Origin of the sequence: Amycolatopsis sp. MEPSY49 (genome assembly GCF_051337345.1) — a bacterium.
GTDB lineage: Bacteria > Actinomycetota > Actinomycetes > Mycobacteriales > Pseudonocardiaceae > Amycolatopsis.
The window spans coordinates 350,700-375,819 of record NZ_JBDLYJ010000005.1; the positions used below are offsets into that span (position 1 = coordinate 350,700).

The 25,120-nt window shown below is 72.8% G+C and carries 25 protein-coding genes; 13 read left to right on the top strand and 12 right to left on the bottom strand.

Features of this window, described 5'->3' with window-relative positions; translation table 11 throughout:
* Positions 1–35 precede the first annotated feature (35 nt).
* Together ABFJ78_RS24725 and ABFJ78_RS24730 are read right to left on the bottom strand one after the other, a co-directional pair.
* Positions 36–1,025, bottom strand: a complete 990-nt coding sequence (locus ABFJ78_RS24725) for an LLM class flavin-dependent oxidoreductase (protein WP_436388727.1) — start codon at positions 1,023–1,025, stop codon at positions 36–38.
* A gap of 26 nt (positions 1,026–1,051) precedes the next feature.
* Positions 1,052–1,954 carry an SMP-30/gluconolactonase/LRE family protein gene (locus ABFJ78_RS24730; RefSeq protein WP_436388728.1) on the bottom strand — a complete coding sequence of 301 codons (903 nt, stop codon included), beginning with the start codon at positions 1,952–1,954 and terminating at the stop codon, positions 1,052–1,054.
* 92 nt (positions 1,955–2,046) lie between these two features.
* On the opposite strand from ABFJ78_RS24730, the gene ABFJ78_RS24735 reads away from it, so the two are divergent.
* The 4 genes from ABFJ78_RS24735 (at position 2,047) to ABFJ78_RS24750 (ending at position 6,331) form a co-directional block, all read left to right on the top strand.
* Positions 2,047–2,718: a TetR/AcrR family transcriptional regulator gene (locus tag ABFJ78_RS24735; RefSeq protein WP_436388729.1), complete on the top strand. Its 672-nt coding sequence runs from the start codon at positions 2,047–2,049 to the stop codon at positions 2,716–2,718.
* A gap of 111 nt (positions 2,719–2,829) precedes the next feature.
* Positions 2,830–3,354 carry a PadR family transcriptional regulator gene (locus tag ABFJ78_RS24740; RefSeq protein ID WP_436388730.1) on the top strand — a complete coding sequence of 175 codons (525 nt, stop codon included), beginning with the start codon at positions 2,830–2,832 and terminating at the stop codon, positions 3,352–3,354.
* Positions 3,351–4,040, top strand: coding sequence for an ABC transporter ATP-binding protein (locus ABFJ78_RS24745; protein WP_436388731.1), 690 nt, complete (start codon positions 3,351–3,353; stop codon positions 4,038–4,040). Before ABFJ78_RS24740 ends, ABFJ78_RS24745 begins: the two co-directional genes overlap by 4 nt.
* Positions 4,037–6,331, top strand: a complete 2,295-nt coding sequence (locus ABFJ78_RS24750) for an FtsX-like permease family protein (RefSeq protein ID WP_436388732.1) — start codon at positions 4,037–4,039, stop codon at positions 6,329–6,331. The genes ABFJ78_RS24745 and ABFJ78_RS24750 overlap by 4 nt, the downstream gene beginning before the upstream one ends.
* Positions 6,332–6,411: 80 nt before the next feature.
* Here ABFJ78_RS24750 and ABFJ78_RS24755 read toward each other — a convergent pair whose 3' ends face one another.
* Complete coding sequence (locus ABFJ78_RS24755; protein WP_436388733.1) at positions 6,412–7,473, bottom strand: amidohydrolase family protein; 1,062 nt, start codon at positions 7,471–7,473, stop codon at positions 6,412–6,414.
* A complete protein-coding gene (locus tag ABFJ78_RS24760; protein ID WP_436388734.1) occupies positions 7,470–8,366 on the bottom strand; it encodes an NmrA family NAD(P)-binding protein in 897 nt (298 codons plus the stop codon). The genes ABFJ78_RS24755 and ABFJ78_RS24760 overlap by 4 nt, the downstream gene beginning before the upstream one ends.
* 67 nt (positions 8,367–8,433) lie before the next feature.
* On the opposite strand from ABFJ78_RS24760, the gene ABFJ78_RS24765 reads away from it, so the two are divergent.
* Genes ABFJ78_RS24765 through ABFJ78_RS24775 form a run of 3 tightly spaced genes read left to right on the top strand, consistent with a single transcriptional unit; the run spans position 8,434 to position 10,487 of the window.
* On the top strand, positions 8,434–9,066 hold the full coding sequence (locus tag ABFJ78_RS24765; RefSeq protein ID WP_436388735.1) for a TetR/AcrR family transcriptional regulator: 633 nt from the start codon (positions 8,434–8,436) through the stop codon (positions 9,064–9,066).
* 10 nt (positions 9,067–9,076) lie between these two features.
* The gene (locus tag ABFJ78_RS24770; RefSeq protein WP_436388736.1) at positions 9,077–9,967 is read left to right on the top strand and encodes a helix-turn-helix domain-containing protein; all 891 of its coding nucleotides are present in this window, start codon (positions 9,077–9,079) and stop codon (positions 9,965–9,967) included.
* 58 nt (positions 9,968–10,025) lie between these two features.
* Positions 10,026–10,487, top strand: a complete 462-nt coding sequence (locus ABFJ78_RS24775; protein ID WP_436388737.1) for an SRPBCC family protein — start codon at positions 10,026–10,028, stop codon at positions 10,485–10,487.
* A gap of 13 nt (positions 10,488–10,500) precedes the next feature.
* Here ABFJ78_RS24775 and ABFJ78_RS24780 read toward each other — a convergent pair whose 3' ends face one another.
* On the bottom strand, positions 10,501–10,941 hold the full coding sequence (locus ABFJ78_RS24780) for a MarR family winged helix-turn-helix transcriptional regulator (RefSeq protein ID WP_436388738.1): 441 nt from the start codon (positions 10,939–10,941) through the stop codon (positions 10,501–10,503).
* 89 nt (positions 10,942–11,030) lie between these two features.
* Here ABFJ78_RS24780 and ABFJ78_RS24785 point away from each other — a divergent pair, with 89 nt between their 5' ends.
* The gene (locus ABFJ78_RS24785; protein WP_436388739.1) at positions 11,031–12,248 is read left to right on the top strand and encodes an amidohydrolase family protein; all 1,218 of its coding nucleotides are present in this window, start codon (positions 11,031–11,033) and stop codon (positions 12,246–12,248) included.
* 15 nt (positions 12,249–12,263) lie between these two features.
* Here the strand turns inward: ABFJ78_RS24785 and ABFJ78_RS24790 are convergent, their stop codons facing one another.
* Positions 12,264–13,847, bottom strand: coding sequence for an ABC transporter substrate-binding protein (locus tag ABFJ78_RS24790; RefSeq protein WP_436388740.1), 1,584 nt, complete (start codon positions 13,845–13,847; stop codon positions 12,264–12,266).
* A gap of 23 nt (positions 13,848–13,870) precedes the next feature.
* On the bottom strand, positions 13,871–15,772 hold the full coding sequence (locus ABFJ78_RS24795) for a hypothetical protein (RefSeq protein ID WP_436388741.1): 1,902 nt from the start codon (positions 15,770–15,772) through the stop codon (positions 13,871–13,873).
* 275 nt (positions 15,773–16,047) lie between these two features.
* Here ABFJ78_RS24795 and ABFJ78_RS24800 point away from each other — a divergent pair, with 275 nt between their 5' ends.
* The 3 genes from ABFJ78_RS24800 to ABFJ78_RS24810 all read left to right on the top strand — a co-directional run bounded on the left by ABFJ78_RS24800 (position 16,048) and on the right by ABFJ78_RS24810 (position 19,008).
* Entirely contained in the window at positions 16,048–16,905 is an 858-nt protein-coding gene (locus ABFJ78_RS24800; RefSeq protein WP_436388742.1) for an oxidoreductase, read from the top strand.
* A 9-nt stretch (positions 16,906–16,914) separates the two neighbouring features.
* Positions 16,915–17,517: a TetR/AcrR family transcriptional regulator gene (locus ABFJ78_RS24805; RefSeq protein WP_436388743.1), complete on the top strand. Its 603-nt coding sequence runs from the start codon at positions 16,915–16,917 to the stop codon at positions 17,515–17,517.
* A gap of 162 nt (positions 17,518–17,679) precedes the next feature.
* Positions 17,680–19,008 (top strand): glycoside hydrolase family 6 protein, encoded by a 1,329-nt coding sequence (locus ABFJ78_RS24810; protein WP_436389013.1) that lies wholly within the window; start codon positions 17,680–17,682, stop codon positions 19,006–19,008.
* Here ABFJ78_RS24810 and ABFJ78_RS24815 read toward each other — a convergent pair.
* The 4 genes from ABFJ78_RS24815 to ABFJ78_RS24830 are packed head-to-tail and all read right to left on the bottom strand — an operon-like array spanning position 18,997 to position 22,629.
* Positions 18,997–20,142 (bottom strand): NAD(P)/FAD-dependent oxidoreductase, encoded by a 1,146-nt coding sequence (locus ABFJ78_RS24815; RefSeq protein ID WP_436388744.1) that lies wholly within the window; start codon positions 20,140–20,142, stop codon positions 18,997–18,999. The genes ABFJ78_RS24810 and ABFJ78_RS24815 overlap by 12 nt on opposite strands.
* Positions 20,142–20,906, bottom strand: a complete 765-nt coding sequence (locus ABFJ78_RS24820) for an amino acid ABC transporter ATP-binding protein (RefSeq protein ID WP_436388745.1) — start codon at positions 20,904–20,906, stop codon at positions 20,142–20,144. Before ABFJ78_RS24820 ends, ABFJ78_RS24815 begins: the two co-directional genes overlap by 1 nt.
* On the bottom strand, positions 20,903–21,736 hold the full coding sequence (locus ABFJ78_RS24825) for an amino acid ABC transporter permease (RefSeq protein WP_436388746.1): 834 nt from the start codon (positions 21,734–21,736) through the stop codon (positions 20,903–20,905). The genes ABFJ78_RS24820 and ABFJ78_RS24825 overlap by 4 nt, the downstream gene beginning before the upstream one ends.
* Positions 21,733–22,629, bottom strand: a complete 897-nt coding sequence (locus ABFJ78_RS24830; RefSeq protein WP_436388747.1) for a transporter substrate-binding domain-containing protein — start codon at positions 22,627–22,629, stop codon at positions 21,733–21,735. Before ABFJ78_RS24830 ends, ABFJ78_RS24825 begins: the two co-directional genes overlap by 4 nt.
* Before the next feature lie 72 nt (positions 22,630–22,701).
* On the opposite strand from ABFJ78_RS24830, the gene ABFJ78_RS24835 reads away from it, so the two are divergent.
* The gene (locus ABFJ78_RS24835; RefSeq protein ID WP_436388748.1) at positions 22,702–23,592 is read left to right on the top strand and encodes a MurR/RpiR family transcriptional regulator; all 891 of its coding nucleotides are present in this window, start codon (positions 22,702–22,704) and stop codon (positions 23,590–23,592) included.
* Here the strand turns inward: ABFJ78_RS24835 and ABFJ78_RS24840 are convergent, their stop codons facing one another.
* On the bottom strand, positions 23,593–24,546 hold the full coding sequence (locus tag ABFJ78_RS24840; protein ID WP_436388749.1) for a helix-turn-helix transcriptional regulator: 954 nt from the start codon (positions 24,544–24,546) through the stop codon (positions 23,593–23,595).
* Positions 24,547–24,637: 91 nt separating this feature from the next.
* Here ABFJ78_RS24840 and ABFJ78_RS24845 point away from each other — a divergent pair, with 91 nt between their 5' ends.
* Positions 24,638–25,093: a VOC family protein gene (locus ABFJ78_RS24845; protein WP_436388750.1), complete on the top strand. Its 456-nt coding sequence runs from the start codon at positions 24,638–24,640 to the stop codon at positions 25,091–25,093.
* Positions 25,094–25,120 lie beyond the last annotated feature (27 nt).

Genomic DNA, 25,120 nt, shown 5'->3' on the forward strand with positions numbered 1-25,120 from the left:
GCCCGCTCGCGAACCACCGTTCGCGAGCGGGCCGGTCAGGCCGTGGCGGCGGCGAAGAACCGCTCGAGCTCACCCCGGGTGTCGGGTCCGGTCGGCTGGAACACGATCTCGGTGACGCCCTTGGCGGCCACCTCGGCCAGCCGCTCCCGGATCTCTTCGCGGGTACCGGTCATCGTCACGTCCCGCAGCATCGCGTGGCCGCCGGCCTGCCAGGCGGCCTGGTCGGCCTCGCCCAGCTCCACGCAATGACCACGGTGGACCGCGAGGTGCCGCTCCCGCGGCGGCGTCCGCTCGACCACCGCCAGCCATTCCGCGCCGCCGGGGAGTTCGCCTACGGCGGCGGGGCCGCCGAATTCGTACGCGCCGTGGTAGGCCAGCGCCCACCCGGGTCCCGCGGCCTGCCTCGCGTGCTCGGTGTCGGTGCGCTCCCCTTCGTCGAGCACCGTGCCCCAGACGAGGTAGGGCACCCACGGGTATTCGGCCGCGAACTCGGGCAGCTGCAACGTCACGTACAGCCCGTCGCCGAGTTCCTTGGCCACCCGGTGCCCCTTCGGCCCCAGCGCCCCGATCAGGACGGGCACGTCGACGGGCCGGGCGGGAGCGTGGCCATCCGGGTGCAGCATTCGCATCCGCGCCCCTTCCCACTCGACGACGTCGCCCCGCAGGAGCCCGCGGTACGCCCGGATGTAGGCGTCCATGTAGGACCACGTGATCGCGCGGTAACCCATGGCGCGGCGGCCGGTGAACCCGGTGCCGAAGGAGACCGCGACGCGGCCGGGTGCGAGCGCGGCCAGGGTGGCGGTCGCCGCGGCGTTCACCATCGGGTGCCGCAGGCTGGGCACCAGCACGCCGGGGCCGAGGCCGATCCGCTCGGTCCGCCCGGCGGCCAGCGCGAGGGTCATCCACACGTCGGGGCTCTGCTGCGGGGTGTCGTAGACCCACGCCCGCGCGTAGCCCAGCTCTTCGGCCACGGCGATGTGGTCCGGGGAGTCCAGCGCGGTCGGGAAAGCGCAGGAGACGTCCATGCGGGCCCTCCGTTCACTCGTCGGGGTCAGGGCAGGCCCGCGTGCGGGACCTCGACCCGGACCGCGAGCAGCTGCGCTTCGCGGACCGGGCGGCGTTCGTGCTCGGCGAAGGACGGCGCCGCGCAGAGGAACAGCGTCCGACCGTCGTCGCCGCCGAGCATGCAGGCGAAGACCCCGGTGCCGGCGTCGATCTCGTCGAGGATCCGGCCGCCCTCCTCGACCCGCAGGACGCGGTTGTGGACGGCGTCCGCGACCCAGATGGCGCCCTCGGCGTCGGCGCAAATGCCGTCGGGCGCCACCTCGAGGCGCTGCACCGCCTCGCCGACGTCGTCGGTTTGTGGCGGCTGCCCGAACTGCGCCCACACCCGCCGCCCGCTCAGCTCGCCGTCTTCGCCGATGTCGAAGGCGGTCAGCCGCCCGGCGAAGGTTTCGGCGACGACCAGCACACCGCCGGGCAGGATCACCATGCCGTTGGGGAAGCCGAGGTCCTCGGCGGCGACGGCCACGCCGCCGTCGGGGTCGACGCGCGTGAGCGTGGTGTAGCGCAGCGGGGCGCCGCCCATGAGGTCGAAGCCGAAGTTGCCCACCCAGGCGCGGCCGCGGTCGTCGACGACCATGTCGTTGAGCACCCCGGACACCACGCCGGACAGGTCGGCGTGCTCCGTGAGCTGCCCCTCGTCGTCCCGCACGAGGACGCGGTGGTCGCGCATCGACACGACGAGCAGCCGCCCGTCGGGCCGGAACCCGAGGCCCGAGGGCTGCCCGGGGACTTCGGCGACGACCTCGATGCCGCCGCGCTCGTCGATCGCCACGACCTTTTCGGTGTAGAAGTCCGACACCCACAGCCGGCCGGCGTGCCACCTCGGGCACTCGAGGTAGGAGAAGCCCGCGGCGACGACGGTCGGCTGCCTGGACGCGGTGTGCCCCATCGCGGCTCTCCTCGGTCCTCATCGACTAACTGAGCGCCCAGTTACCATGACTCCGGCACCGGGAGGTGTCAAGTGCGGAGGGGAGAGCGGGGATGTCAGGGACAGAGCGCCGCCGCGGCGGCGGCCGGCACCCGGCGGCGGCCGAGCTCACGACCAAGCTGGGGCCCGAAGCCGTCCCGGACGAGTTCTGGGGTGAGGGCACCTCCCCGGTGGCCCGCGCGCTGCTGTCTTCGGCCGTGCAGTGCTTCGCCCGCACGGGTTTCCACGCCACCACGACCCGCGACATCACCGCCGTGGTCGGCTTGAGCCCCGGTTCGCTCTACGTGCACTTCGCTTCCAAAGAGGCCGTGCTGTTCCACATCGCCCGAACCGGCCACGAGCGCGCGCTCGCGGCCCTGACCGCCCAGCCCGACGACGGCGACAGCCGGCGGCACATCCGCCGGCTGGTGGCCGCGCACGTGTCGTGGCACGCCCGCCACCACACCGTGGCGAGGGTGTGCCAGTACGAACTGGCGGGGCTCGAGCCGGGGCACCTGGCGGAGGTCCTCGACCTCCGGCAGCGGTTCTCCGCGGTCGTGCGTTCCGCCGTGGAACGCGGCGCCCGCGAAGGCGTCTTCGACGTGCCCGACATCGACCGGGCGGTGCGCGCGATCCTGTCGCTCGGGATCGACCTGGTGCGCTGGTACCGCTTGGACGGCGCGGACTCGCCCGAGGCGCTCGGCGAGTCCTACGCCGAGCTGGCCACCCGGATGCTGGGCGCCTAGCCCTGACCTGCGGCAACGCACTACTCTGCGGGGGTATACACGCGAGGTATACGCCTGCGGTATAGTGATCGCCAGTCCCGGGTTTTCCGGGGTCGAGGGAGGGACGGGAACATGTCGGTTCCACACACCCTGCTCGCGTTGCTCGAACCCGGGCCGAGGCACGGCTACGACCTGAAACGGGCGTACGACGAGCAGTTCGGGCAGGATCGCCCGCTCGCCTACGGCCAGGTCTATTCGACGCTGTCGCGGCTGCTGCGCAACGGCATGGTCGAGGTGGCGGGCGTCGAGAGCGGCGAGGGGCCGGAGCGGAAGCGCTACACGATCACCGACGCCGGGGTCACCGACGTCGAGACGTGGCTGCGCACGCCGGAAGACCCGCAGCCGTACCTGCAGAACACGCTTTACACGAAGGTGGTGCTCGCGCTGCTGTCCGGGCGCAGCGCCACCGACGTGCTCGACGTCCAGCGCGCCGAGCACCTGCGGGCGATGCGTGCGCTCACCAAGCGCAAGAACGGTGGCGACCTCGCCGATCAGCTGATCTGCGACCACGCGCTCTTCCACCTCGAGGCGGACCTGCGGTGGCTGGAGCTCACCGCCGCGCGCCTCGGCGAACTCGAGAAGGCGGTGCGCCCATGACCGGGCCGGGAACCCCGTTGCTCGTCGGCAACGGGCTGCACAAGTCGTTCGGCCCGACGCGGGCGCTCGACGGGGCGGCGCTGTCCGTCTCGGCGGGGGAAGTGCTCGCGATCATGGGCTCGTCCGGCTCGGGCAAGTCGACGCTGCTGCACTGCCTCGCCGGCATCGTCCGGCCGGACGCGGGCACCATCAGCTACGCCGGAGCCGACCTCGTCGGGATGGACGACCGGGGCCGGAGCGCGTTGCGGCGCACCGAGTTCGGCTTCGTGTTCCAGTTCGGCCAGCTCGTCCCCGAGCTGTCCTGCCTCGAGAACGTCGCGTTCCCGCTGCGGCTGACCGGGACCAGGCGGAAGCAGGCCGAGGCCAGGGCGACCGAGTGGCTCGCCCGGCTGGAGGTCGACGAACTGGCGAAGCGCCGGCCCGGGGACGTGTCCGGCGGGCAGGCGCAGCGGGTGGCGGTGGCGCGGGCGCTGGTGACCGGGCCGAAGGTGGTCTTCGCGGACGAGCCGACCGGCGCGCTCGACTCGCTCAACGGCGAGAAGGTCATGCAGCTGCTCACCCAGGCGGCGCGGGAAACGCACGCCGCGGTGGTGCTGGTGACCCACGAGCCGCGGGTCGCGGCCTACTCGGACCGCGAGATCGTGGTGCGGGACGGGCGCACGGTCGACCGGGAGCTGGTCGCGTGATACGGGATCTGGTGCTGGGCCTCCGGCTGGCCGTCGGGGGCGGCCGGATGTCCGGCGCGGCGCTGCTGCGCCTCACGATGACCGCGTTCGGGATCGCGCTCGCGGTCGCCGTGCTGCTGCCCGCGGCCGCGGTGCACCACCTGGCAGGCGCGCAGGCCGCCCGCGCGGCGGCGATCAAGCCGGTCACCGAGCCGCGCGCGGGCGTCGCCCCGCTGCTGACCTACAACTGGTACCCCTCGGTCGGCGAGGACTACGTCAAACTCACCGCGGTCGCGCCGACCGGGCCGGATTCGCCCGTGCCGCCGGGCGTCGGCCGCCTGCCCGCACCGGGCGAGCTGGTCGTGTCGCCGGAGCTCGCCGCGAAGCTGGCCGCGCCCGGCGGCGACTCGATGCGGGCCCGGCTGCCGGGGACCGTCGTCGGCCAGTTGTCGCGCGACGGCGTCGCCGACGCCGGCGACCTGAGCGCGTACTACGGGGTGCCCGCCGCGCAGATCCGGGCCGAAGGCGACCGGGGCACCGCGGTCTACGCGTTCGGCCGGCCCTACACCGGGCTCGGGCTGCCGGCGGCCATGCTGGCCATCATCCTGCCGATCGCCGCGGTGCTGCTGCTGCCGTTGCTGATCTTCGTGACCACGGCGTCGCGGATGGGCGCGGCGCAGCGGGAACGCCGGCTCGCCGCGCTGCGGCTGCTCGGGCTGGACGCGCGGCAGGTCAAGCGGGTCGCGGCGGCCGAGTCGCTGGTCGGGGCGGGGATCGGGCTCGCGGCCGGCATCGGGTTCTTCGCCGTGCTGCGCACGTTCGTCGCCGACATCCTGCCGTTCGGCCTGCGGATCTTCCCGGAGGACTTCGTCCCGGACTGGCCGCTGGTCGTGGTGATCGTGCTGCTGGTGCCCGGGCTCGCCGTCGGCTCGGCGATGTTCGGGCTGCGCCGCACGATCGTGGAACCGCTCGGCGTGGTCCGCCAGGGCAAGCCGACGCGGCGGCGGATGTGGTGGCGCTGGGTGCTCACCGCGCTCGGCGCGCTGTTCCTGGCCGCGAGCCTGGCCTTCGACCGCGGGAACGGCGACGAGGCCGGCGCGCTGGCCCTCGCGGTGGGCAGCGTGTTCCTGCTCGTCGGCGTCGCGGCCCTGCTGCCGTGGCTGGTCGAGCGGCTCGTGGAGCGGCTGCACGGCGGTCCGCCGTCGTGGCAGCTCGCGATCCGGCGGCTGCAGCTGGACAGCGGCACCGCCAGCCGCGTGGTGTCCGGCCTGGTCGTCGTGCTGGCCGGCACGATCCTGATCCAGGGCGTGATCACCTCGCTCAGCGGCGCCGCCCGGCAGCAGGCGTCGCCGCCCGGCGCGGCCGCGGCTCCGGTGCGGGTGCAGACGACGGCCGCGCACGAAGCCGAGGTCGTCGGCCTGGCGGCGTCGGCGCCCGGGGTGACCGGGACGCACCCGGCCCGGAACATCGCGGTGGAGTCCGGGTCGGAGCGGACCTACAGCGTGGTCGGCGATTGCGTGGCGCTCCGGGTCGAAGCCGACCTCGGTGACTGCGCCGACGGTGACGCGTTCTTCGTCGTGCCGGCGAAGGGCGGGACCGCCCCGGCCGGCAAGGTGCGGCTGCGGAGTTCCTTGCACGACAGCGAAGAGATCGGTCCGGAGTGGACGGTCCCGGGCTCCGTCGAGGTCGTGCGGTCGGACACCGTGGCGGCCGCGGCGGAGGGCACGATGCTGATCACGCCGGGTGCCCTCGGCGGGCTCGCCCTGCCGGAATCGTCGGTCGCGGTCTACGTGTCGGGCACCGGCGACCCGCGGGCGCTGACCGACAACGTCGCGCGGGCGGTCAACCCGCTCGCGTGGCACGCCACGGTGGGCACGAGCGCCTACGTCGACGAGTTCGTCGCCCGCGACCAGCGGATGGTGGAGAGCTTCCGCTCGGTGCTGATCACCGCGTCGCTGTTCGTGCTCGCGGTGGCGGCGATGAGCCTGCTGATGCTGTCGATCGAGCAGATCAGCGAGCGGCGGCGGCCCCTCGCGGCGCTGTCCGCGGCCGGCGTGCCGATCGGCGTGCTGGCCCGCGGATCACTGTGGCAGACGGCGATCCCGGTGGTGGTCGGCGTGGTGCTGGCGGTCGCGGCGGGCCTCGGGCTGACCGCGCCGATCCTGCGGCTGGCGAACCGGGAGATGATCGTCGACGTCCCGGTGCTGCTCGCGCTGGCGGGCACCACGGTGGCGGCGGTCCTGCTGGTGACCGGGTTGACGATGCCGTTGCTGCGGCAGGTGACCCGGCTGGACACGCTGCGCTCGGAATGAGCGCGGCTCGCCACGGCTCCTGAATGGACAGTCGCTCCGGTTCTCCCGGCCGCCGATCGGGGCGGCCGGGAGCCCGTCGTTCAGCGCGCCGGCTCCGTGCGCGTCGGCTGACCACCATCGAGCCGGAAGAGGTGCTCGGCGTTGCGATGGGTGATCTTCTCCCGTTCTTCGGGCGTGAGGTCGAGTTCGTCGAGGAACTCCCGCGTGCCGTCGAGGTGGAGGAACGGGAAGTCGCCCGACCAGATCAGCCGGTCGATGCCCACCACGGCACGGACGAAGTCGAACTGCGGCCGGTGGAACATCCCGCTCGGGGTGACCCAGACGTTCGAGCGGTAGACCTCGGTGATCGTCCGGGACAGCCCGGTGTCGCCCGGGGACAGGACGTCGTCCAGGCGGCTGAGGAAGAACGGGACCAGCTCCCCCCAATGGCCGCTGATGACCTGGAGCCCGGGAAGGCGTTCGAAGACCCCGGCGAGGATGAGCCGCAGCACGTGGATCCCCGCCTCGTGGTGCCAGCCCCACGCGCCCAGCGAAAGTTCCGCGGTCACCTTGTCGTTGAAGCCGGCGTAGTAGGACTGCTGGACTTGCGGGACGGGGTGGAACGGGTGCACGTAGAGCGGCACCCGCAGCTCGGCGATCCGGTCCAGGACTGGCTGGTAGACAGGATCGTCGAGGAACCCCGCGCCGGGGCGCCCCAGGATCAGGACCCCGCGCAGGCCGAGGCCGGTCACGGCGCGGTCGAGCTCGTCCACGGCCGCGGCCGGCAGCTGCCACGGCAACGCCGCCAGCCCCTGGAGCCGGTCGGGGTGCGCGGCGACCGCCCGCGAAAGCCGGTCGTTGACCGCCCGGCACAGGGTGACCGCCTGGTCGTCGGGAACCAGCTGGATCGGGCTGGTCCAGGAGACGATCTGCAGGTCGATGCCGTGCTCGTCCATCCGCCGGATGCGCTCGGCCCCCAGGTCGGCGCCGAGGCGGAGCGCTTCCCGGATGTCGACGGCGGGCCGCCGGCCGGGGCCTCGCCGCACGGGTGCGGAGCTGGAGCTCTGGGCGTGCATGTAGGGCGCTTCACGGGCGAGGACGGGGCCGGCGGCGTCGGCGATCGCCTGGTCGACGGCGTGCTCTTCGACGCAGATCAGGGTCACGAGTCAGTCCTCGGGGAAAGGGCGTCCACGGCCGGCTTGACGGTTTGCACGGCGAACTCGCGGAACGTGGTGGGCGTGGTGTTCCGGGCGGTGCGCGGTGTCCCGTTGGTGATGCCGCGTTCGCCGGCGAGGTCCATGTCCACCATGGACTGGGCCATCGCTTCGGAGACGCCACGCTCGACGAGGAACTGCTTGACGGCAGCGCGTTCTCCGCGCCGGTACCGGACGGGCCTGCCGAGAACGTCGGTGAGGATCTCGGCGATGTCGTGGTACGAAAGGTCTTCACCGCCGAGGACGTCGACGGACTCCTGCCCGGTCCAGGTGTGGTCGACGAGGTGTTCGGCGGCGAGCGCCGCGATGTCCTTCGTCGCGATCCACGGCATCCGGAAATCGGCCGGCAGGGTGCCCGGCAGGGCCCCCGTGCCGATCGCCGCCACCTGCCGCAGGACGTTGTCCATGAACGTCGGCAGCGCCAGGGCACGCACGTGCGCGCCGGTGCTGCGGAACAGGTCCTCCATCGCGTGGGACGCGGAGATGTGCCCGGCGTAGATCCGCGACCCGCGCCCCAGCGAAGAAACGATCACCACGCGCGGAACCGCGTGGCGCACCACCGCGTCGGCCCCCGGGATGGAAGCGCTCACGTACGCCTCGTAGGGACTGTTCGCGGTCGCGGCCGCCGGCATGAGCCAGAACAACGCGCCGGCGCCGTCGAGCGCCCGGTCCAGGACGTCGCGATCGCGATGTGAGCCGACGACGATCTCGGCCCGGTCCCGTACGGCGGCAGGCAGCTTGCCCGGGTCTCGGACGATGAGGCGGACCGGCTCGCTCCGCCGCAGCAGCTCGTCGACGAGCTTGCTGCCGATCTGCCCGGTGGGGGCGGTGACCACGATCATGGATGATGACTCCGTTCGGTGAAAACCAGAAGTAAACTAGACTGTACCGTATACTTTGAGGTGACGCATGGCCCGACGCGGCGAAGCGCTGCGCGAGCACATCCTCGACACGGCGAAGCTCGCCTTCCTGGATGACGGCTTCGAACGGACCTCCATGGACGCGATCGCGGCGCGCGCGGAGACGTCGAAGCGTTCCCTGTACGCGCACTTCCCGACCAAGGACGCGCTGTTCCTCGCGGTCGTCGACCGCGTCCGCGGCCTGTTCGGCGACCGCATGGGCGCGCCCGCCGACTACGCCGAGCAGCCGGCGGAGGCGGTCGTGCGGTACTGCGGGCGCTTCGTGCAGCTGCTGGGCTGGTCCTCGGTCGGGAAGATGGTCCGCCTCGGCATCGGCGAGGCCGACCGGCTGCCGGAGCTGGCGGCCGGGCTCTTCGACGTCCTCTTCGGCGTCACCACCGGCAACCTCGCGGCACACCTGGTGACCGCGACGGGACTCGCGGCCGACGAAGCCGAGGCCGTGGCGGACGAGCTGATCGGCCTCGCCGTCCACCCGGTGCTGCCCCGGCTGCTGTTCGGCGTCGATCCGCTCACCGACGAGCTGCCGGACCGGGCCCGGCTGGCGGCCGACGTCGACCTCGACCGGATCCGGCGGCTCTTCCGGCTCCTCGTGCCACCGCCGGTGGCGGAGCCCGGTCGGTAGCCTCGGCACCATGGTGTTCGACTCGGCCCGGTTCGATCTGCGGCCCTACACCGGTTTCGAGACGGAACGCTTCGTCCGCCGGACGTTCTGCAGCTGGCAGGACTCGGGCTGGCGATCCCTGCTCGTGCAGCGGTTCGAACACGTCCCGGTCGCCGAAGAACTGGCGCTGCCCGCGGCCGCCGACCTGCACCTGGTGCTGCCGGTGTCCGGGCGGGCCGACCTGGAGACGCGGGCCGGCGGCCGGGCCGTCCGCGATCGGTGGCTGCCCGGCCGGGTCCAGCTGGGCGTCCCGCACCAGGCCGTGGTCCGCCGCTACCGCGGGAACGCGGACATGCGCAGCGTCCAGGTGCACATCCCGCGCGACACCGTCGATTCGGCCGTGGCGCGGCTGGGCGGCGACGTCCCGGACTTCGAGGCCATGGCCGCGTCCGTCGCCGCCGGCGACCCGCTGCTCGAGGCGGCCGTCCGGGCGCTCGGATCGCCGGGGACCGCGGACGACCTCTACGCCGAGACCGCGGCCGCGTTCCTGGCGACGCACCTGCTGACCCGGCACGGACGGCTGCGCGCCGACCGGCCTCCCGGGCGGGAGGACGCCCGCGTGCGCGCGGCCGTGACGTTCCTGCGCGAACGGCTGGCCGAGCCCGTCACGCTGGCCGATCTCGCCGGCGAAGTGCACCTGTCGGTCTACCACCTGGTCCGGGTGTTCCGGACCGCGACCGGGCGGACCCCGCACCGGTTCCTCACCGAACTGCGGGTCGGGGAAGCGAAACGGCTGCTGCGCGAAACCGGCCTGCCGCTCGACCGGATCGCCCCGCGGTGCGGCTTCGCCGGCCCCGGCGCGCTGTCGGCCGCGTTCGTCCGGCACGTCGGCGTCCGGCCGTCGGCCTACCGCAATTCCTGACCGGTACGCCGCAATTCCATGCCTGGGCCGCGGGAAGCACCGGTCGTAGCCTCCCCCCATGAGCCAGCAGTCCTACGACGTCACCGCCGAATCCCCGGCACCGCCCGCGGCCGTGTGGGCGTTGCTGCTCGACCCGCACAGCTGGCCGGCTTGGTCCCGCGTCGACGCCCTGGAGGCAGCGCAGTCGACCGGCCTGTCCTCCGACGGCCACGACGGCGTCGGCGCGGTACGCGCGTTCCGGACCGGGAAAGTGGTCACCAAGGAACGGATCACCGAGCTCGAGCCGGAACGCCGGTTCGCCTACGAAGGCGCCGAAAACCCCCAGCTGACCGGCTACCGGGCGGCGGTCGAGCTGACGGAACTGCCCGGCGGCGGCACCCGGATCCGGTGGCACGGCACATATTCGGCTCGGTTCGGCATGCGCTGGTTCATGCAGCGCTACCTCCGCCGCTTCATGCAGGGCATGGCGACCGGGCTGGCCGAGCACGCCGCCGACGACCGGACCCACCGCCCGAGCTGAACGACGCCGAGACCTACTCGCCCTCTGCGTTTCGGCGCGACCACGTGGCAGCGTCCGCGGCGTAGCGGACGAGCAGCCGCGCGAACCGGACGCGGTCCGCCGGCGACCACCCGGCCGTGATGTCTTCGAACGCCGCCCGCTGCTCGGCGGCGAACCGGGTTCGCTCGGCCTCGCCGCGCTCGGTGAGCTCGAGCACCGTGCGGCGGCCGTCGGCCTGCGAGGCCGCCCGCCGCAGCAAGCCGTCGGCGATGCACGCCGCGACCGTGCGGCTCGCCACCGGCTGCACCACGCCCATCTCCGCCGCGAGCCCGCCGACCGTCATCTCCCCCGGCGCGTCGGCCACCACGTTCAGCACCAGGTTCCGGGACAGGTCCCGGCTCGACGCCGGCGTGCGCCGGCGCAACCGCGACAGCGCCGGGCCGATCTGGTCCAGCAGAAGGTCGTCACCGCTCACCTCCCGGATCGTAGTACCTCGCGCATTTGCATACCAGTCGCAAACTGCATAGCATCAGGTATGTAACTGCGAACGAAAGCGAGGCCGCCATGGCCACCACCGCCATCACCGGCGCCCGGGTCTTCGACGGGGAGAAGACGCTGGGGGTGCGGACCGTCGTCCTCGACGGCCGGAAGATCCGCGCGATCGGCGGCGACGTGCCCGAGGGCGCCGACGTCGTCGACGGCCGGGGCGCGACCCTGCTGCCCGGGCTGATCGACGCGCACGTCCACTCCAGCCCCGGCTCCCTGGCACTGGCCCTGCGGTTCGGCGTCACCACCGAGCTGGAGATGCAGGGCATGAACACCCGCGAAAACCGCGGGCACATCACCGAAGACGACACGGTCGCCGACGTCCGGTCGGCGGGCTTCGGCATCACGCCACCCGGCGGTCACCCCAGCGAGCTCATGCCCGAAGGGTTCCGGCCGGCCGGCGACCTGCCGCCCGTCATGCCGCTGATGCCGTTCTCCACCACCCCGGAGCAGGCCGCCGCGTACGTCCCGCAGCTGCTGGCCCGCGGCTCCGACTACATCAAGTTCATGGTCGACGACGGCAGCGTCGAAGGACACCCCGGGCTGCCGATGCTCGACCAGGCCACGCTCGCCGCCGGGGTGGCCGAGGCCAAGAAGTACGGCGCCCTCACCGTGGCGCACACCCTGACCCTCGAAGCCACCCGGATGGCCGCCGAGGCCGGGGTCGACGGCGTCGTCCACGTCTTCATGGACCGCCCGCACACCACGGAGATCGTGGACCTGATCGCCGGGTCGGGGATGTTCGTCGTGCCGTGCGTCTGCCTGGACGCGTCGATGATGGGCATCACCGGCGCCGAGCTCGCCGACGACCCGCGCGTCGCCCGCCGCCTCGACGACAAGTGGGAGAAGACCCTGCGCGCCAGCTACGACCGCTACCCGCAGGGCAGGCTCGACGACGTCCTGGCGACCGTCCGGGCCCTCGCCGAGGCCGGTGTGGACCTGCTGGCCGGCACCGACGCCTCGATGGCCGAGACCTTCTTCGGCGGCCTGGCGCACGGAGCCAGCCTGCACCACGAACTGCGGTACCTCGTGGCCGCCGGCCTGACGCCCGCGCAGGCTCTGCGGGCCGCGACGGCGACCACGGCCCGCCGCTTCGGCCTCGGCGACCGGGGCCGCGTCGCCGAAGGACTGCGCGCCGACCTGCTGCTCGTCGACGGCGACCCGACGACGGACATCGGCGACACGCTCAACACCCGGGCGATCTGGCGCCGCGGCAGCCTGCTCGAGCAGTCCTGACCGAGCCGGAGCTCGTCAGCAGTTCGGCGGGGCCCCCGGCCGGACGAGGACGGTCGGGGTCCGCGCCGCCTGGTCGCCTTCCGCCGGGCGGAGCGGGCAGACCCGGACCACCGGCGGGCCCGCGTCGGCGCGGTTGCCGCTGTTGTCGAACGTGATCGGCCCGCCGGCCCCCGCCACCGCCTGCCCGCTCGAGGAGAACCCGCTGATCGCGGTGTTGACCTGGCTGCGCTGCACCGGTTTCGCCGACGGGAGCGTCCGCAGCGCCGCCGAAACCGTCGTCACGGCGTCGTAGCCGTTGACCGCCCAGCCGTCGTCGAGGTGGGCCGCGTCGAAGCCGGCGCCGGCGAAGGCCGCCTCGAGGTCGCGGAACCCGGGGTTGTCCCCGCGGAAGCGATCGGCGCCGGACACGAGCGTCGACATCAGCCGGATCCGGCCGTCGGCGAAGCTCTGCGACCGCAACGCGCGCAGGCGGAGGTCCTCGAGCATCGCGGTGTCTTCCGGCGAGCGGACGCGGAGGCCGTCGGACGTGCTGACGACGGTGACCGACGTGGCCGCGCACCGCCCGCCGAGGAACGCCTCGTCCAGGCTGAAGAGGAACCGGGCGAGGTCGCTGCCGCGCGCGATGTACAGCACTTCGACATCCTTCGCCGTTCCACAGACCCGCTGGGCGGTCAGCGGGACCGTGCTCGCTTCGTCGGCGTCGAACTTGACTTCGGTGATCTTGCCGCCGAAGCGGCGCTGCATCATGGGCAGCGCGGTGCACGGGTACGGGTCGGACCCGCCGGTGGGCACCATGATGAAGTCCGGCCGGCCGGGCAGCACGGCGGCGAGCTGCTCGATCTGCACGGCGTTCCGGTAGGCGACGCGGTAGAAGTAGTCCCGCCCGACGCCGCGGGGGTAGGTGATGTCCGGGTCGCACGCGCGGAAGTCCGGCTGGTCGTCACGGGACCCGGTCTGGTCGAACCCTTCCGCGGTGATCAGGTCGGACACCATGGGGATCTTCGCCCCCGCCAGCAGGTCCGCCACCTCGGCCGACTTCTGCTGGCTCAGCCCCAGCCCCGCGACCGCCACGACGTCCGGGTCGTCGGCGAGCTCCCGGGCCACGTCGACGGCCTCGTTGTCCGGCCCGTACGCGCCGACGTTCGCGACCACCAGCCGCATCGGGTGCAGGCAGCCGGTGTCGTTGGCGTGCCGCTGCCCGGCGGCCATCCCTTCGAGCTCGTGCTGCGCGCGGCCGCCGGCGTTGCGGTCGGTCAGCGTCAGCAGGACGCCGACGGTCACCGGCGTGCCCTGGGGATCGCACTTGTCCGCGGCGGCGCCGTTCTGCTGCCCGATCACGTGCAGCACGGCGGCGAAGCGGTCGAGCCCGTAGTCGTACGAGCCGTCGCTGAGCCCGACGCACTCATCGCCGGCCGACCACGCGGAGCCGTCGAACCAGCCGCAGGTGAACGCGCGGTGCAGCGGCTGCTGGAAGACGAGGCCACCCGCCACCACGAGGGCGACGGCGAGCGCGACGGCCACCCGCCACCAGTCCGTCCACCGGTGCGGGAAGTCGCGGTCGGGATCGGGGAGGAGAATCCAGCGGTAGCGCGAGGCCACGGTCGGTCCTTTCGGGACAGGGGTCAGTACCAGCTGCCGTCGGCCGAGTAGCGGCCGGCCCGGTCGAGGAACGGCTCCTTGTCCGCCACCCCTTCGGTTTCGGCGAGCCGCAGGAATTCGTGATAAGCGAGCTTCCGCAGTGCCGCGATGTCTTCCGGGCGCGTCACGCACGGGTCGCGCTCCAGCGCGGGCACGATGCCGAACAGCGCGTCGGTGTGGCCGGCCGGGGTCGGCGGCCGGCCGAGGCCCTTCATTTCCGCCAGGTCGGTCACGCGCGGGTCGGGCGTCACCACGACGGCGTCGAACAGCTCCAGCCACCGCGCGGCCGGCAGTTCGGGCAGCAGGGCGGCCAGCTCCTCGGCGACTTTCGCGCGGCCGCCCAGCATCCGCTCGTGGTGCCACCGCCCGGCCCGGTCGTCGGGGTGCAGTTTTCCCCGCAGGATCCGGAAAACGCCTTCCCAGCCGGTCTGCGGGTCCGGGCGGACCGCCAGTGCCCGCAGGCCGAGGTAGCGGGCCAGCGGGTGAAGCCGGCGTTCGCCGCCGCCGGGAGCGGCCCACAACGTCGGCGAAGTGTAGAGCGGCGAGCCGAGGTCGAAGGGCGGTGGCAGCAGGCGAACGAGTGCCCCGGCTTCCTGCCAGGTCCGGGCGGCCGCCAGCGTGATCAGCGCCTCGACCGATGCGTCGTCCGGCGGCCGCTGGGGATCGAGGCCGCGGACGAAGACGCGCAGCAGGTGCCGGTCGACCGGGACGTTCTCGTCGGGTTCGCGGCCGTTCAAGAGCGCGCGCAGGTCATCCGCCGCCCCGGGGTTCTCCCCCAGCAGGCGCAGCAGGAAATCGGTCGCGAAAGCGTGGCCGTGGGTGAGCCGGCCGGCCACGGTTCCGGTGCGCTCCGAGGTCGCCCAGTCGTGGCCGCGAGCCAGCTGGTGCACCTCCGCGGGCGTGAGGTCGCCCACCTCGACCCGCACCCGTTGCCCGGCCACCGGCCCGGTCCCCGGCCAGGCGGTGGCGCCGTCCGCGGCCGGCCCCGCACTGGTCGTGACCACGCTCAGCGGATCGGGCAGCCGGTTCTCCGGAGTCGGCCGGCTGTTGGCGATCGCCTGCCGCACGCGCAGCAGCGAGCGGACGAACGTCACCGCCGACGGGACGTCGCCGTCGTCCAGCAGCAGGAGCATCTGCGGCGGCCGCCCGCGGACGCGGGCGTGGCTGCGACGGAGATCCGCGAGGAACGCGGCGACCAGGACGTCGTCGACGCCGCGCCGGACCACCGGGTTCGCGCTCTTCGCCCGGGCGCCGAGCTGGATCAGCGTCGCCTCGGCGTCGTTGGCGAAGTCCTGGTCCTGGTGCCCGAACCAGTCCACGGCGTCGCCCCAGGAAAACCGCGTCAGGCCGCGCCCGCGGTACAGGCGGTTCAGCGCGCTCTCGGCGGCTTCGGCCGCCAGCCTCGGGACCAGCTCGGAAAGGCCGGGCACCTGGACGTTCACCAGCGCGAAAGAATCGTGCGCCAGCGCTTTCAGGAAACGGTCGAGCGCGGGCTTGCGCTTGTAGTCGTTGAGCCGTTCCCGCAACCGGGTCCGCTGATCGCCCGGGGGCAGCCCGGCGAAATCCGCGCTGAGGGCGAGCTGCGCGACCACGGAACGCGGAAACGACACCGAATAGCCCGGGACCCCGACCCCCAGCCCGAGCATGACCGTCGTCAGCAACGGCCGCAACGACGTCCGGTCGTCGTCGAGCACCAGAGGCTGGGCCAGCACGGACGCGGTGCGGTCCCGCCACTTCCGCAGCGTCTCCTCGAGGATCGCGGTCCGCCCGGAACCCCCGCAGCCCGTCAGGACGACGACCGGCCGCGGCTCGGCGGAATCGTGTTCGCCACGCGGTTCGACCAGGCCGTCGATCAGCTCCAGAACCGACGTCCGGCCCACGAACATGCATCCCCCCAGTTGCTCTTCGCCACTCCCCTGCGAAGACCGGCACCTTATCGTTTCCGATCCGGCGGGAAAACCGCGGAAAGTCCGAAGGAGCCGAAGGTCAGCCGAACGCCTCGGCAATGACCCGAATGCCGCAGTGCGCGGCACGCGGAGTAGCCGGTTCTGCCGGATGGACGCGCCCCGTCGCCGCACCCGAGAGATTATCGACACAGTGTCGATTTTAGTCGACACTGTGTAGAGTCCGTGGCGACGACGTCCCAGGACAGGAGCAGCCGATGTCCCCCAAGACCTTTCTCATCACCGGCGTCAGCAGCGGCCTCGGCCGGGCCTTCGCCCGGGGCGCGCTCGAGGCCGGGCACACCGTCGTCGGCACCGTGCGCCGGGAGAGCGACCTCGGCGCCTTCGCGGCCCTCGCACCCGGGCGCGCACACGCCCGGCGGCTCGACGTCACCGACGACGACGCCGTGTTCGCGCTCGTCCGGGAGGTCGAAGCCGAGGTCGGGCCGATCGACGTGCTCGTCGCCAACGCCGGCTACGGCCACGAAGGCGTCTTCGAAGAGTCGCCGCTCGCGGAGCTGCGCGCGCAGTTCGCCACCAACGTCTTCGGTGTCGCCGCGACCGTGCAAGCCGTGCTGCCCGGGATGCGGCAGCGGCGGTCCGGGCACATCTTCGCCGTCAGCTCCATGGGCGGGCTGATGACCGTGCCGGGGCTCGCCTTCTACTGCGGCAGCAAGTACGCCGTGGAAGGCATGCTCGAAACCGTCGGCAAGGAGGTCGCCGGGTTCGGCGTCCACGTCACCCTCGTCGAACCCGGCTCCTTCCGCACCGACTGGGCCGGGCGTTCGATGGTGCGCACCGAGCGGTCCATCGCCGACTACGACGAGCTGTTCACCCCGATCCGCGACGCCCGGCAGGCCGCCAGCGGCAACCAGCTCGGCGACCCCGCCAAGGCCGCCGAAGCGCTCCTCGCGGTCATCGACGCCGCCGAGCCGCCCACGCACCTGGTGCTCGGCTCCGACGCCCTGCGCCTGGTCGCGGCGGGACGGGCCGCCGTCGATGCCGACATCGAGAAGTGGGCGGAACTGTCGCGCTCCACCGACTTCCCCGACGGGCACCAGATCGCCGCGAACTAGGATTCCGCCATGGCCACCACGCGCAAGCGGCGCGACGCACCGCGCAAGGGCGACCTGCGGGAACGGGCGATCCTCGACACCGCCGAAGCCCTGCTGGAGCGCGAACACGTCGAGCCGATGACCGTGGAAACCATCGCGAAGGGCGCGGGCATTTCCCGCGCGTCGCTGTACTTCTACTTCGGGTCCAAACAGGACGTGCTCACCGCGCTCGTCGCCCGCACGGTCGCCGTCCTCGGCCAGGACGCCCGCGCCGCCTCCGTGGACACCGGTTCGGCGCCCGCCGAGACGGCGCGGGCGGCCGTGCTGCTCACCGCGAAGATGTGGCGTTCCCACGGACCCGTGATGCGCGCGGCCGTCGAACTGTCCCCCACCGTGCCGGAGATCGCCCGGCTGTGGAACGGCACGGTCGACCGCTACGCCGAGGCGATGACCTCCGTCCTGCGAAGGGCGGGCGTGCCCGCGAACGACCAGCCGGCGGCGCTGGCACAAGCGTTGTGCTGGATGACCGAACGCGTCTTCTACCACGCGTCACGGACCGGAGAACCGCGCGAGCTCGACGCCGCGGCCGAGACCTGCGCCGAAGTCTGGCGGCGCGCCATCGCCGCGGGCTGAGCACCCGGCCGAACGGGCGGACCGCGAGCGCCGCCTCTTCCCCCATGCCGCATCGGCGGCTACCATTCCGGATCGCTGGGAGCGCTCCCAGCCGTCTCGGGCGCGGCGAGGACGGAACACTTCACGGTCGTTCGAAGGAGAACGTGCATGCGAAGCAAAACCGTGGCCGCCGGTGCGGTCGCCGCCTTGGCGGTGAGCAGCGTCGTCGCCCTGACGACCTGGGCCGGCGCCGAAGCCGCCGGGTCGGTCTTCTACGTCGATCCCGGGACCAACGCCGCCAAGTGGGTCGCCGCCAACTCCGGTGACTCGCGCGCCGCCGTCATCCGGGACCGGATCGCCTCCGTGCCCCAGGCGAGGTGGTTCACCACCACCAACACCTCGACCGTGCGCGGCGAGGTGGACGCCTACACCGGGGCCGCGGCCGCCGCCGGGAAGATCCCCATCCTGGTCGTCTACGACATCCCCAACCGCGACTGCGGCGGGGCCAGCGGCGGCGGGGCGCCGTCGCACGACGCCTACCGGGCCTGGATCGACCAGGTCGCCGCGGGCCTCGCCGGGCGGCCCGCGGCCATCGTGCTCGAACCCGACGTGCTCGCGCTCATGACGAACTGCCAGAGCGGCGACCAGCAGAGCCAGACCACCGCGTCGATCGCCTACGCCGGCAAGCGGCTCAAGGCCGGCTCCTCCCAGGCGAAGGTGTACTTCGACATCGGGCACTCCGCCTGGCTCTCGCCCGGCGATGCCGCCGCGCGGCTGCGGGCCGCCGACATCTCGAACAGCGCCGACGGCATCTCCACCAACGTCTCCAACTACCGCGCCACCGGCGACGAGGTCGCTTACGACAAGGCGGTCCTCGGCCAGCTCGGCGACTCGCGGCTGAAGGGCGTGATCGACACCAGCCGCAACGGCAACGGGCCGCTGGGCAGCGAGTGGTGCGACCCGGCCGGGCGCGCGATCGGCACCGCCAGCACCGACCAGACCGGCGACAGCGCGATCGCCGCCTTCCTCTGGGTCAAGCCGCCGGGCGAGGCGGACGGCTGCATCGCCACCGCCGGCCAGTTCGTGCCCCAGCGGGCCTACGACCTCGCCGTCGCCGCCGGTCCGGTCACGACCACCACGCCGACGACGCCGACCACCAGCACCACGCCCACCACGCCCACCAGCACCACCCCGCAGCCGACCGGCGGCTGCAAGGTCACCCACCGCGTGGTCAGCACGTGGTCGACCGGGTACACCGGGGAAATCGTCCTCGAAAACCGCGGCGCGCCGGTCGACCACTGGACGCTCACCTTCTCCGCGCCCGGGGTGACCGTGAGCCAGGGCTGGAACGGCACCTGGACCGACACCGGCGACGTCGTCAAGGTCGACAACGCGTCCTGGAACGGCGCCCTCGCCACGAACGCGACCGCGACGATCGGCTACAACGCGAGCTACCCCGGTGGCACGCCACCGTTCCAGGCTCCGGCGCTCAACGGGACCTCATGCGGCTGACACCCCCAACCGCGCGAACCTGAACGGCCGCAACGATTCGGGGCGGACACGGTCGAGCGCCCACGTCGCGAGGGCTTCCCCCACCGACGGCGTGAGCGCGAAACCGTGTCCGCTCCAGCCCGTGCCGACCAGCACGGAACCGAAGCCGGGCACCGAGTCGAGCACCGGGATTCCGTCGATCGTGCTGGTGTCGGCGCGGCTGTTGTCCACGGCGAGCGCCGGCGCGCCCGCGAGGGCCGGGATCGTCGCGGCCGCGTCGGCCACGCTCGCGCGCAGGACGGCCGGATCGGGCGTGCCGACGCCGGTCACGGGGTCCCAGCCGCCGGGGCGGCCGCCGGAGAGCATCACGCGGCCGTCGTCGGTCAGCTTGACCGACAGCGAGCGCCGGGTGTGGCCGATCTGGTGCTCGAGCGAGAACCCCGGCGGAGGCGCGACGAACGTGACCTGGGTGGCCTTCTCCCACAAGGGAAGGCTCAGCCCGAACGCGTCCGCGAGCAGGCGCGGCGTCGACCGGTTGGCCACGACGATCACCCCGCGGGTGGCACGCAGGACCTCGTCCCCGGCCAGGCGCAGGACCACCGAGCCGTCCTGGTGAGGCTCCAGCGCGGTCACCGCGGTGTGCTCGCGGACGCGGGCTCCGCACTGCTCGGCGGCCTTCGCGAACGCCCGGGTGGTCGCCGGGTGGTCGGCGGTGCCGTCTTCGGGGGTGTAGAGCGCGAACCGAAGGTCGTCGGCCAGCCCCGGCTGCAGCTCGTCCAGTCCCGCGCGATCGACGATGGTGCACGGGATCCCGGCCGCCCGCTGCGCTTGAGCTCGGGCGGGCAGGCTCTGCCAGCCCGACCCGCCGGCGACCTCGACGTCGTAGACGTTGAGCAAGCCGTTGCGGCGGTACCCGGTCGGCGTCCCCAGTTGCGCGTCCAGCTCCGGCCACAGTTCCAGGGCGCGGCGCGCCAGCGGGAGTTCCCGCAGGTCCCGCCCGCCGGCCCGGACGCCGCGCCGCCCGGGGCCGCCCGACGCGCCGGACGCGAGCTCGTCCGCTTCCAGCAGAACGACTTCCGCGCCGCGGCGGGCGAGGTTCCACGCGGTGGCGGCCCCCATGGCACCACCGCCGACGACGGCGTACTCGACGGACATCAGCTGACCCTTTCCAGAAAACGGCGCGTGCGGACCTCGCGCGGGGCGTCGAGGACCTGCGCGGCGGGACCCCGTTCGACGATCCGGCCCTGGTCCATGAAGACGATCGTGTCCGCGACCTGGCGGGCGAACCCCATTTCGTGCGTGACGATGACCATGGTCAGGTCGTCGCGGGCCAGGTCGCGCAGGACGTCGAGCACCTCGCCCACGAGTTCGGGGTCCAGCGCGCTGGTGGGTTCGTCGAACAGCATGAGCTTCGGCCGCATGCAGAGGGCGCGGGCGATGGCGACGCGTTGCTGCTGCCCGCCGGACAGCTGCGCCGGGTAGCTCGCGTGCTTGTCGGCCAGCCCCACCTTGGCGAGCAGTTCCTCCGCCCGCCGCACGGCTTCGCGCCGCGGGACGCCGAGGACGCGGACCGGTGCCTCGATCAGGTTCTGCAGCACCGTGAAGTGGGAGAACAGGTTGAACTGCTGGAACACCATCCCGATGTCCCGGCGGTCGCGGCGGGCCTGGCGGGGCGTGGCCTGCTGAAGGTCGGCGCCGGAGCGCCGGTACCCGACCAGGCCGCCATCCACCAGGATCGTACCCGCCTGGATCTGCTCCAGGTTGTTGATGCAGCGCAGCAGGGTGCTCTTGCCGGACCCCGACGGGCCGATCACGCAGACGACCTCGCCGCGCCCGACGACCAGGTCGACGTCTCGCAGGACTTCGGCGGCACCGTAGGACTTGCGCACGCGCCGGATTTCCACGGCCGGGGCGGTCATCGGAGCTCCCCGCGGTTGAAGTGGCGCTCGACGCGGCGCTGGACGACGGTCAGCAACGCCGTGACGACGAGGTACCAGAAGGTCACGACCAGCAGCAGCGGGATCGTCTCGTAGGTGCGCGCGTAGATGATCTGCGCGCTGTAGAGGAGTTCCGGCATGGCGATGACGCTGACGATCGACGTCGTCTTGACGACGTTGACGAACTGGTTGGTCAGCGGCGGCACGATGGCGCGCATGGCCTGCGGCAGGACGATCCGGCGCAGCGCCAGCACGCCCGGCATGCCCAGCGCTTCGGCCGCTTCGCGCTGGCCGCGGCCGACGGAGATCAGCCCGGCGCGGAAGATCTCCGCGCAGTACGCCGCTTCGTGCAGGGTCAGGCCGATGATCGCCGCACCCGCCACCGTGATGACGGAGTTGGTGTCGAGCGTGAAGAGCTTCGGGTACAGCGCGGCCAGGTTGTACAACAGGAGCAGCAGCACCAGCAGCGGAGTCGCGCGGAAGACCCAGATGTACGCGCCGGCGACCGTGGTGAGCACCCGGTTCGCCGACTGGCGCATCATGGCGAGGCCGACTCCGGCCACTATGGACAGTGCCATCGAGAGCACCGCCAGTTCCAGGGTGTGCCCCAGCCCGAGCAGGATCGACGGGCTGAAGACGTAGTGCCCGAACGCCGGCCACGAGAAGTTCCTGTTCGTGAACGCCGACACCAGGAGCACCGCGACGAGCCCGGCGACGACCAGGCCCGCGACCCACGTGCCGTACTTCTTCCGGCCGATGATCCGGGCGGGCAGCGGGATGTCCGTCCCGCTGCCGAGGGAAACCGTGCTCATGACTGTCCTTTCAGGATCTCCGAGGTGTCGAGGTGGTTCTCCTGCAGGCCCCACTTGGCCAGGATCGTGCGGTAGGTGCCGTCGGCCATCAGCCGGCGCACGGCTTCGTGCACGGCGCCGGTCAGCGGTGAATCGCGCTTGAGGCCCAGTGCCACGATCGCCCGCTTGTACCGGCCCGCCAGCCGGAACAGGTCCGGCGACTTGCTCGCGACGTACTGCGTCAGGGAGATCGAGAAGTACAGGACGTCGATGCGGCTGCTGCGCAGCGCGAGCACCGCGGCGGTGCCGTTGGGGAACAGGCTGAGCCGCCAGCCGGGCCGGCCGGCGGCGGCGCAGGTGCCCGCCGCCTGGTCCAGCTGGCCCTGCTGGACCGATCCGACGACCACGCCGACCTCGTGCCCGCACAAGTCCACATAGGAATCCACCGGGAAGTCCGTGCTGTGGTTGGCGAGGAAACCCTGGCCGCCGTTGTAGTAGGTGACGAAGTCGGCTTTCTTCCGCCGCTCCGCGGTGGGGCTGAGCGAGGCGAGCACGAGGTCGTAGCGCCCGGCCGCGAGCCCCGGCACGACCGCGTCGACGTTCGTCGGGACCGGGTCGGTGCCGACGCAGAAGACGTCGGCGATGGCCTGGCTCAGGTCGCGGTCGAACCCGACGATGGTCGCGTCGTCCTCGGCGTAGTACGCCATGGGCGGCGTGTCCGGCACCATCGCGACCCGGAACGCGCCGCGCTGGCGGATCGGGGCCGGCAACGCCGTGGTCAGGGCCGGGTCGCAGCGGCCGTGCGGGCGGGCCACCAGCGCGGGGTCGGCGGCGCCCGCCGAGCCGAGCCCGCAACCGGTCAGGGCCAGCGCCGGGACCAGGGCCGCGGCGAACAGCCGTCTTGTTCGGTTCATTTCACTACCTCCACCCGTCCGGGGTGATGTAGTGTGTACTTCATGAAATCGCGAATGTCTAGTGAGCACTAGATGGACCTCACGAAACGCATCGCCGGAGTCCGGGAGCAGCTGAGCGCCGGCGGGATCCGGGTGGTGGACTTCTTCGCCGCGCACCCCGCGGAGGCTTCGGTCTTCTCCGCGCAGGAGATCGCCCGCCGCGCGGAGGTCAGCGACGCGACGGTCATCCGGACGGTCAAGCAGCTGGGGTTCGGCGGGCTCGGTGAACTGCGCCGCGCGGCCGCGGCCATGCTCCACCCCGTCCGCGACCCGGAACAGACGCTCGCCGAGCACCTGACCCAGTCCGACGACACCGGCCGGCTCCTGGCGAAGATCAGCCTGGACGCCGCCGAGCTCGTCCGCGCGTTACCACGTTCGGTGCCGCCGGAGACGTTCGACGCCGCCACGCGGATCCTCGCCGCGTCGTCGCACACGCTGGTCGTCGGCTACGGCTCCGCGCACCCGGTGGCCGATTCGCTCGCGCTCGGCCTCCGGCGCATCGGCCGGCGCGCCGGCGCGACCGGGCTGACGGGCTACAACTTCGCCGACGAGCTCAGCCAGCTGGACGCCGGCTCGGCGCTGGTGCTCGTCGCCCCGCTGCGCCACGTGCGCGAACACGACGTGGCGATCAGCGAGGCCCTGCGGATCGGCTGCCCGGTCGTGCTGATCACCGAGGTGCTGGCCAGCCACTTCGCCGACCGGGTCGACACGGTCCTCGTCACGCCGTCGACGGAGAACCTGTTGCCCAGCAACCTCGTCGCGCAGCTGCTGCTCGTGGACGCGCTGCTGCTGGCGGTCTCGGCCACCGACACCGACCGCGCGCTGAACGGCTGGAAGACGACCAACCGGCTGCGCACGGAACTCGTCGAAGGCAGCCTCGACGTGCCGCTGACCCCGGCGAAGTTCCCGCTGCCGGGCAGCTGACTACCGAGCCGCGCGGGTCGCCCGCGCGGCCAGGTCCGCGAAGGCCGTCCGCAGCTCGGGCGGGTCGACGACCTCCAGATCGGCGTCGAACCGCGCCAGGCCGGCGGCCAGCGCGGCCCACGACCAGGAGCCGGTGCGCAGCCGGGTCTTCCCCGGCGTGATCTCCTCGGCGACGCCGTCGCCGGCGAACGGCGCGACCGCGGCGAGTGGCAGGTCGAGGACCACTTCGCCCTGGCACGGCCACGCGTCGGCGGTGGCGGAGCCCTTGAACCGGGCGGCGAGGAAGGTCGCGACGTCCCCGCCCGGCACCTCCCGCGGGGTGAACCGCGGGCCGTTCGGCACGCGCAGGTCCAGCCGGTCGACGCGGTAGGTCCGCCAGTCTTCGCGGGCGGCGTCCCAGCCGACCAGGTACCAGCGGCCGTGCCGGACGACGAGGTGGTGCGGCTGCACCTGACGCCGGCGGGGCGGTGCTCCGTAGTCGAACCGCACTTCCTCGGTGGCCCGGATCGCCGAGCTGAGCGCGAGCAGGACGTCGGTGCCGACCTGGGTGTCCCGCGCGGCCGCGGTGAGCTCGAGCTGGTCGACGCGCTGCCGCAGCCGTGACGGCATCACCTGGCGCACCGTGGCCAGCGCCCGGGCGGCGGCCTCCTCGATGCCCGCGCCGGTCCCGACGGCGATGCGCAGCGCCACCGCGAGCGCGACCGCCTGCTCTTCGTCGAACAGCAGCGGCGGCATCTGACGGCCGGCTTCGAGCCGGTAGCCGCCGTCCGGCCCCTTGGCCGCCTGGACGGGGTAGCCGAGCTCGCGCAGCCGGTCGACGTCACGGCGCACGGTCCGTTCGCTGACGCCGAGCCGCCCGGCCAGCAGCGCGCCCGGCCAGTCCCGGCGGACCTGCAGCAGGGACAGCAGCGAGAGCAGACGACCCGAGGTCGCCGTCGAGGAGGCGGTCGGCACGGTTTTCATGATGCCACGAGAAGCGGACGTTCCCTGACCGCTACTGCTGACACGGTGGCTCTCGTCGGAACACCACTCGCAAAGGAACCCCATGTCTCTCACCACTGCCGCCCACCTCAACTTCACCGGCCAGGCCCGCGCGGCCCTCGAGTTCTACGCGTCGGTCTTCGGCGGCCAGGCCGTGGTCGTCACCTACGGCGACTTCGGGATGCCCGCCGAGCTGCCCGACGCGGGCAAGGTGGTCTTCGGCCAGGTCACCGCGGACAACGGCTTCCGCGTGCTGGCCTACGACGTCCCCGGCACCGACGGGCCGGCCGCCCCGGCCGTGCCCACCACCCGCCGGGAGAACGGCATGACGATCACCGAGGAGCCGTTCTTCCTGTCGGTCCGAGGGTCCTCTGTGGACGAGGTCTCGCCGCTGTGGAAGGGGCTCGCCGAAGGGGCGACGGTCATCGAGGAGTTCGGGCCGGCCCCGTGGGCGCCCGCGTTCGGGATGCTCGCCGACCGGTTCGGCGTCACGTGGGTCATCGACGTCGCCCAGGACTGACCCGTTCGCGGGGGGGGGGGGGGGGGG

What these genes read in the sequence shown, in the direction of transcription:
- ABFJ78_RS24725 (WP_436388727.1), bottom strand. Translation starts at nt 1,025, where the DNA reads ATGGACGTCTCCTGCGCTTTCCCGACCGCGCTGGACTCCCCGGACCAC.
- ABFJ78_RS24730 (WP_436388728.1), bottom strand. Translation starts at nt 1,954, where the DNA reads ATGGGGCACACCGCGTCCAGGCAGCCGACCGTCGTCGCCGCGGGCTTC.
- ABFJ78_RS24735 (WP_436388729.1), top strand. Translation starts at nt 2,047, where the DNA reads ATGTCAGGGACAGAGCGCCGCCGCGGCGGCGGCCGGCACCCGGCGGCG.
- ABFJ78_RS24740 (WP_436388730.1), top strand. Translation starts at nt 2,830, where the DNA reads ATGTCGGTTCCACACACCCTGCTCGCGTTGCTCGAACCCGGGCCGAGG.
- ABFJ78_RS24745 (WP_436388731.1), top strand. Translation starts at nt 3,351, where the DNA reads ATGACCGGGCCGGGAACCCCGTTGCTCGTCGGCAACGGGCTGCACAAG.
- ABFJ78_RS24760 (WP_436388734.1), bottom strand. Translation starts at nt 8,366, where the DNA reads ATGATCGTGGTCACCGCCCCCACCGGGCAGATCGGCAGCAAGCTCGTC.
- ABFJ78_RS24765 (WP_436388735.1), top strand. Translation starts at nt 8,434, where the DNA reads ATGGCCCGACGCGGCGAAGCGCTGCGCGAGCACATCCTCGACACGGCG.
- ABFJ78_RS24770 (WP_436388736.1), top strand. Translation starts at nt 9,077, where the DNA reads ATGGTGTTCGACTCGGCCCGGTTCGATCTGCGGCCCTACACCGGTTTC.
- ABFJ78_RS24775 (WP_436388737.1), top strand. Translation starts at nt 10,026, where the DNA reads ATGAGCCAGCAGTCCTACGACGTCACCGCCGAATCCCCGGCACCGCCC.
- ABFJ78_RS24785 (WP_436388739.1), top strand. Translation starts at nt 11,031, where the DNA reads ATGGCCACCACCGCCATCACCGGCGCCCGGGTCTTCGACGGGGAGAAG.
- ABFJ78_RS24795 (WP_436388741.1), bottom strand. Translation starts at nt 15,772, where the DNA reads ATGTTCGTGGGCCGGACGTCGGTTCTGGAGCTGATCGACGGCCTGGTC.
- ABFJ78_RS24800 (WP_436388742.1), top strand. Translation starts at nt 16,048, where the DNA reads ATGTCCCCCAAGACCTTTCTCATCACCGGCGTCAGCAGCGGCCTCGGC.
- ABFJ78_RS24805 (WP_436388743.1), top strand. Translation starts at nt 16,915, where the DNA reads ATGGCCACCACGCGCAAGCGGCGCGACGCACCGCGCAAGGGCGACCTG.
- ABFJ78_RS24815 (WP_436388744.1), bottom strand. Translation starts at nt 20,142, where the DNA reads ATGTCCGTCGAGTACGCCGTCGTCGGCGGTGGTGCCATGGGGGCCGCC.
- ABFJ78_RS24820 (WP_436388745.1), bottom strand. Translation starts at nt 20,906, where the DNA reads ATGACCGCCCCGGCCGTGGAAATCCGGCGCGTGCGCAAGTCCTACGGT.
- ABFJ78_RS24825 (WP_436388746.1), bottom strand. Translation starts at nt 21,736, where the DNA reads ATGAGCACGGTTTCCCTCGGCAGCGGGACGGACATCCCGCTGCCCGCC.
- ABFJ78_RS24830 (WP_436388747.1), bottom strand. Translation starts at nt 22,629, where the DNA reads ATGAACCGAACAAGACGGCTGTTCGCCGCGGCCCTGGTCCCGGCGCTG.
- ABFJ78_RS24835 (WP_436388748.1), top strand. Translation starts at nt 22,702, where the DNA reads ATGGACCTCACGAAACGCATCGCCGGAGTCCGGGAGCAGCTGAGCGCC.
- ABFJ78_RS24845 (WP_436388750.1), top strand. Translation starts at nt 24,638, where the DNA reads ATGTCTCTCACCACTGCCGCCCACCTCAACTTCACCGGCCAGGCCCGC.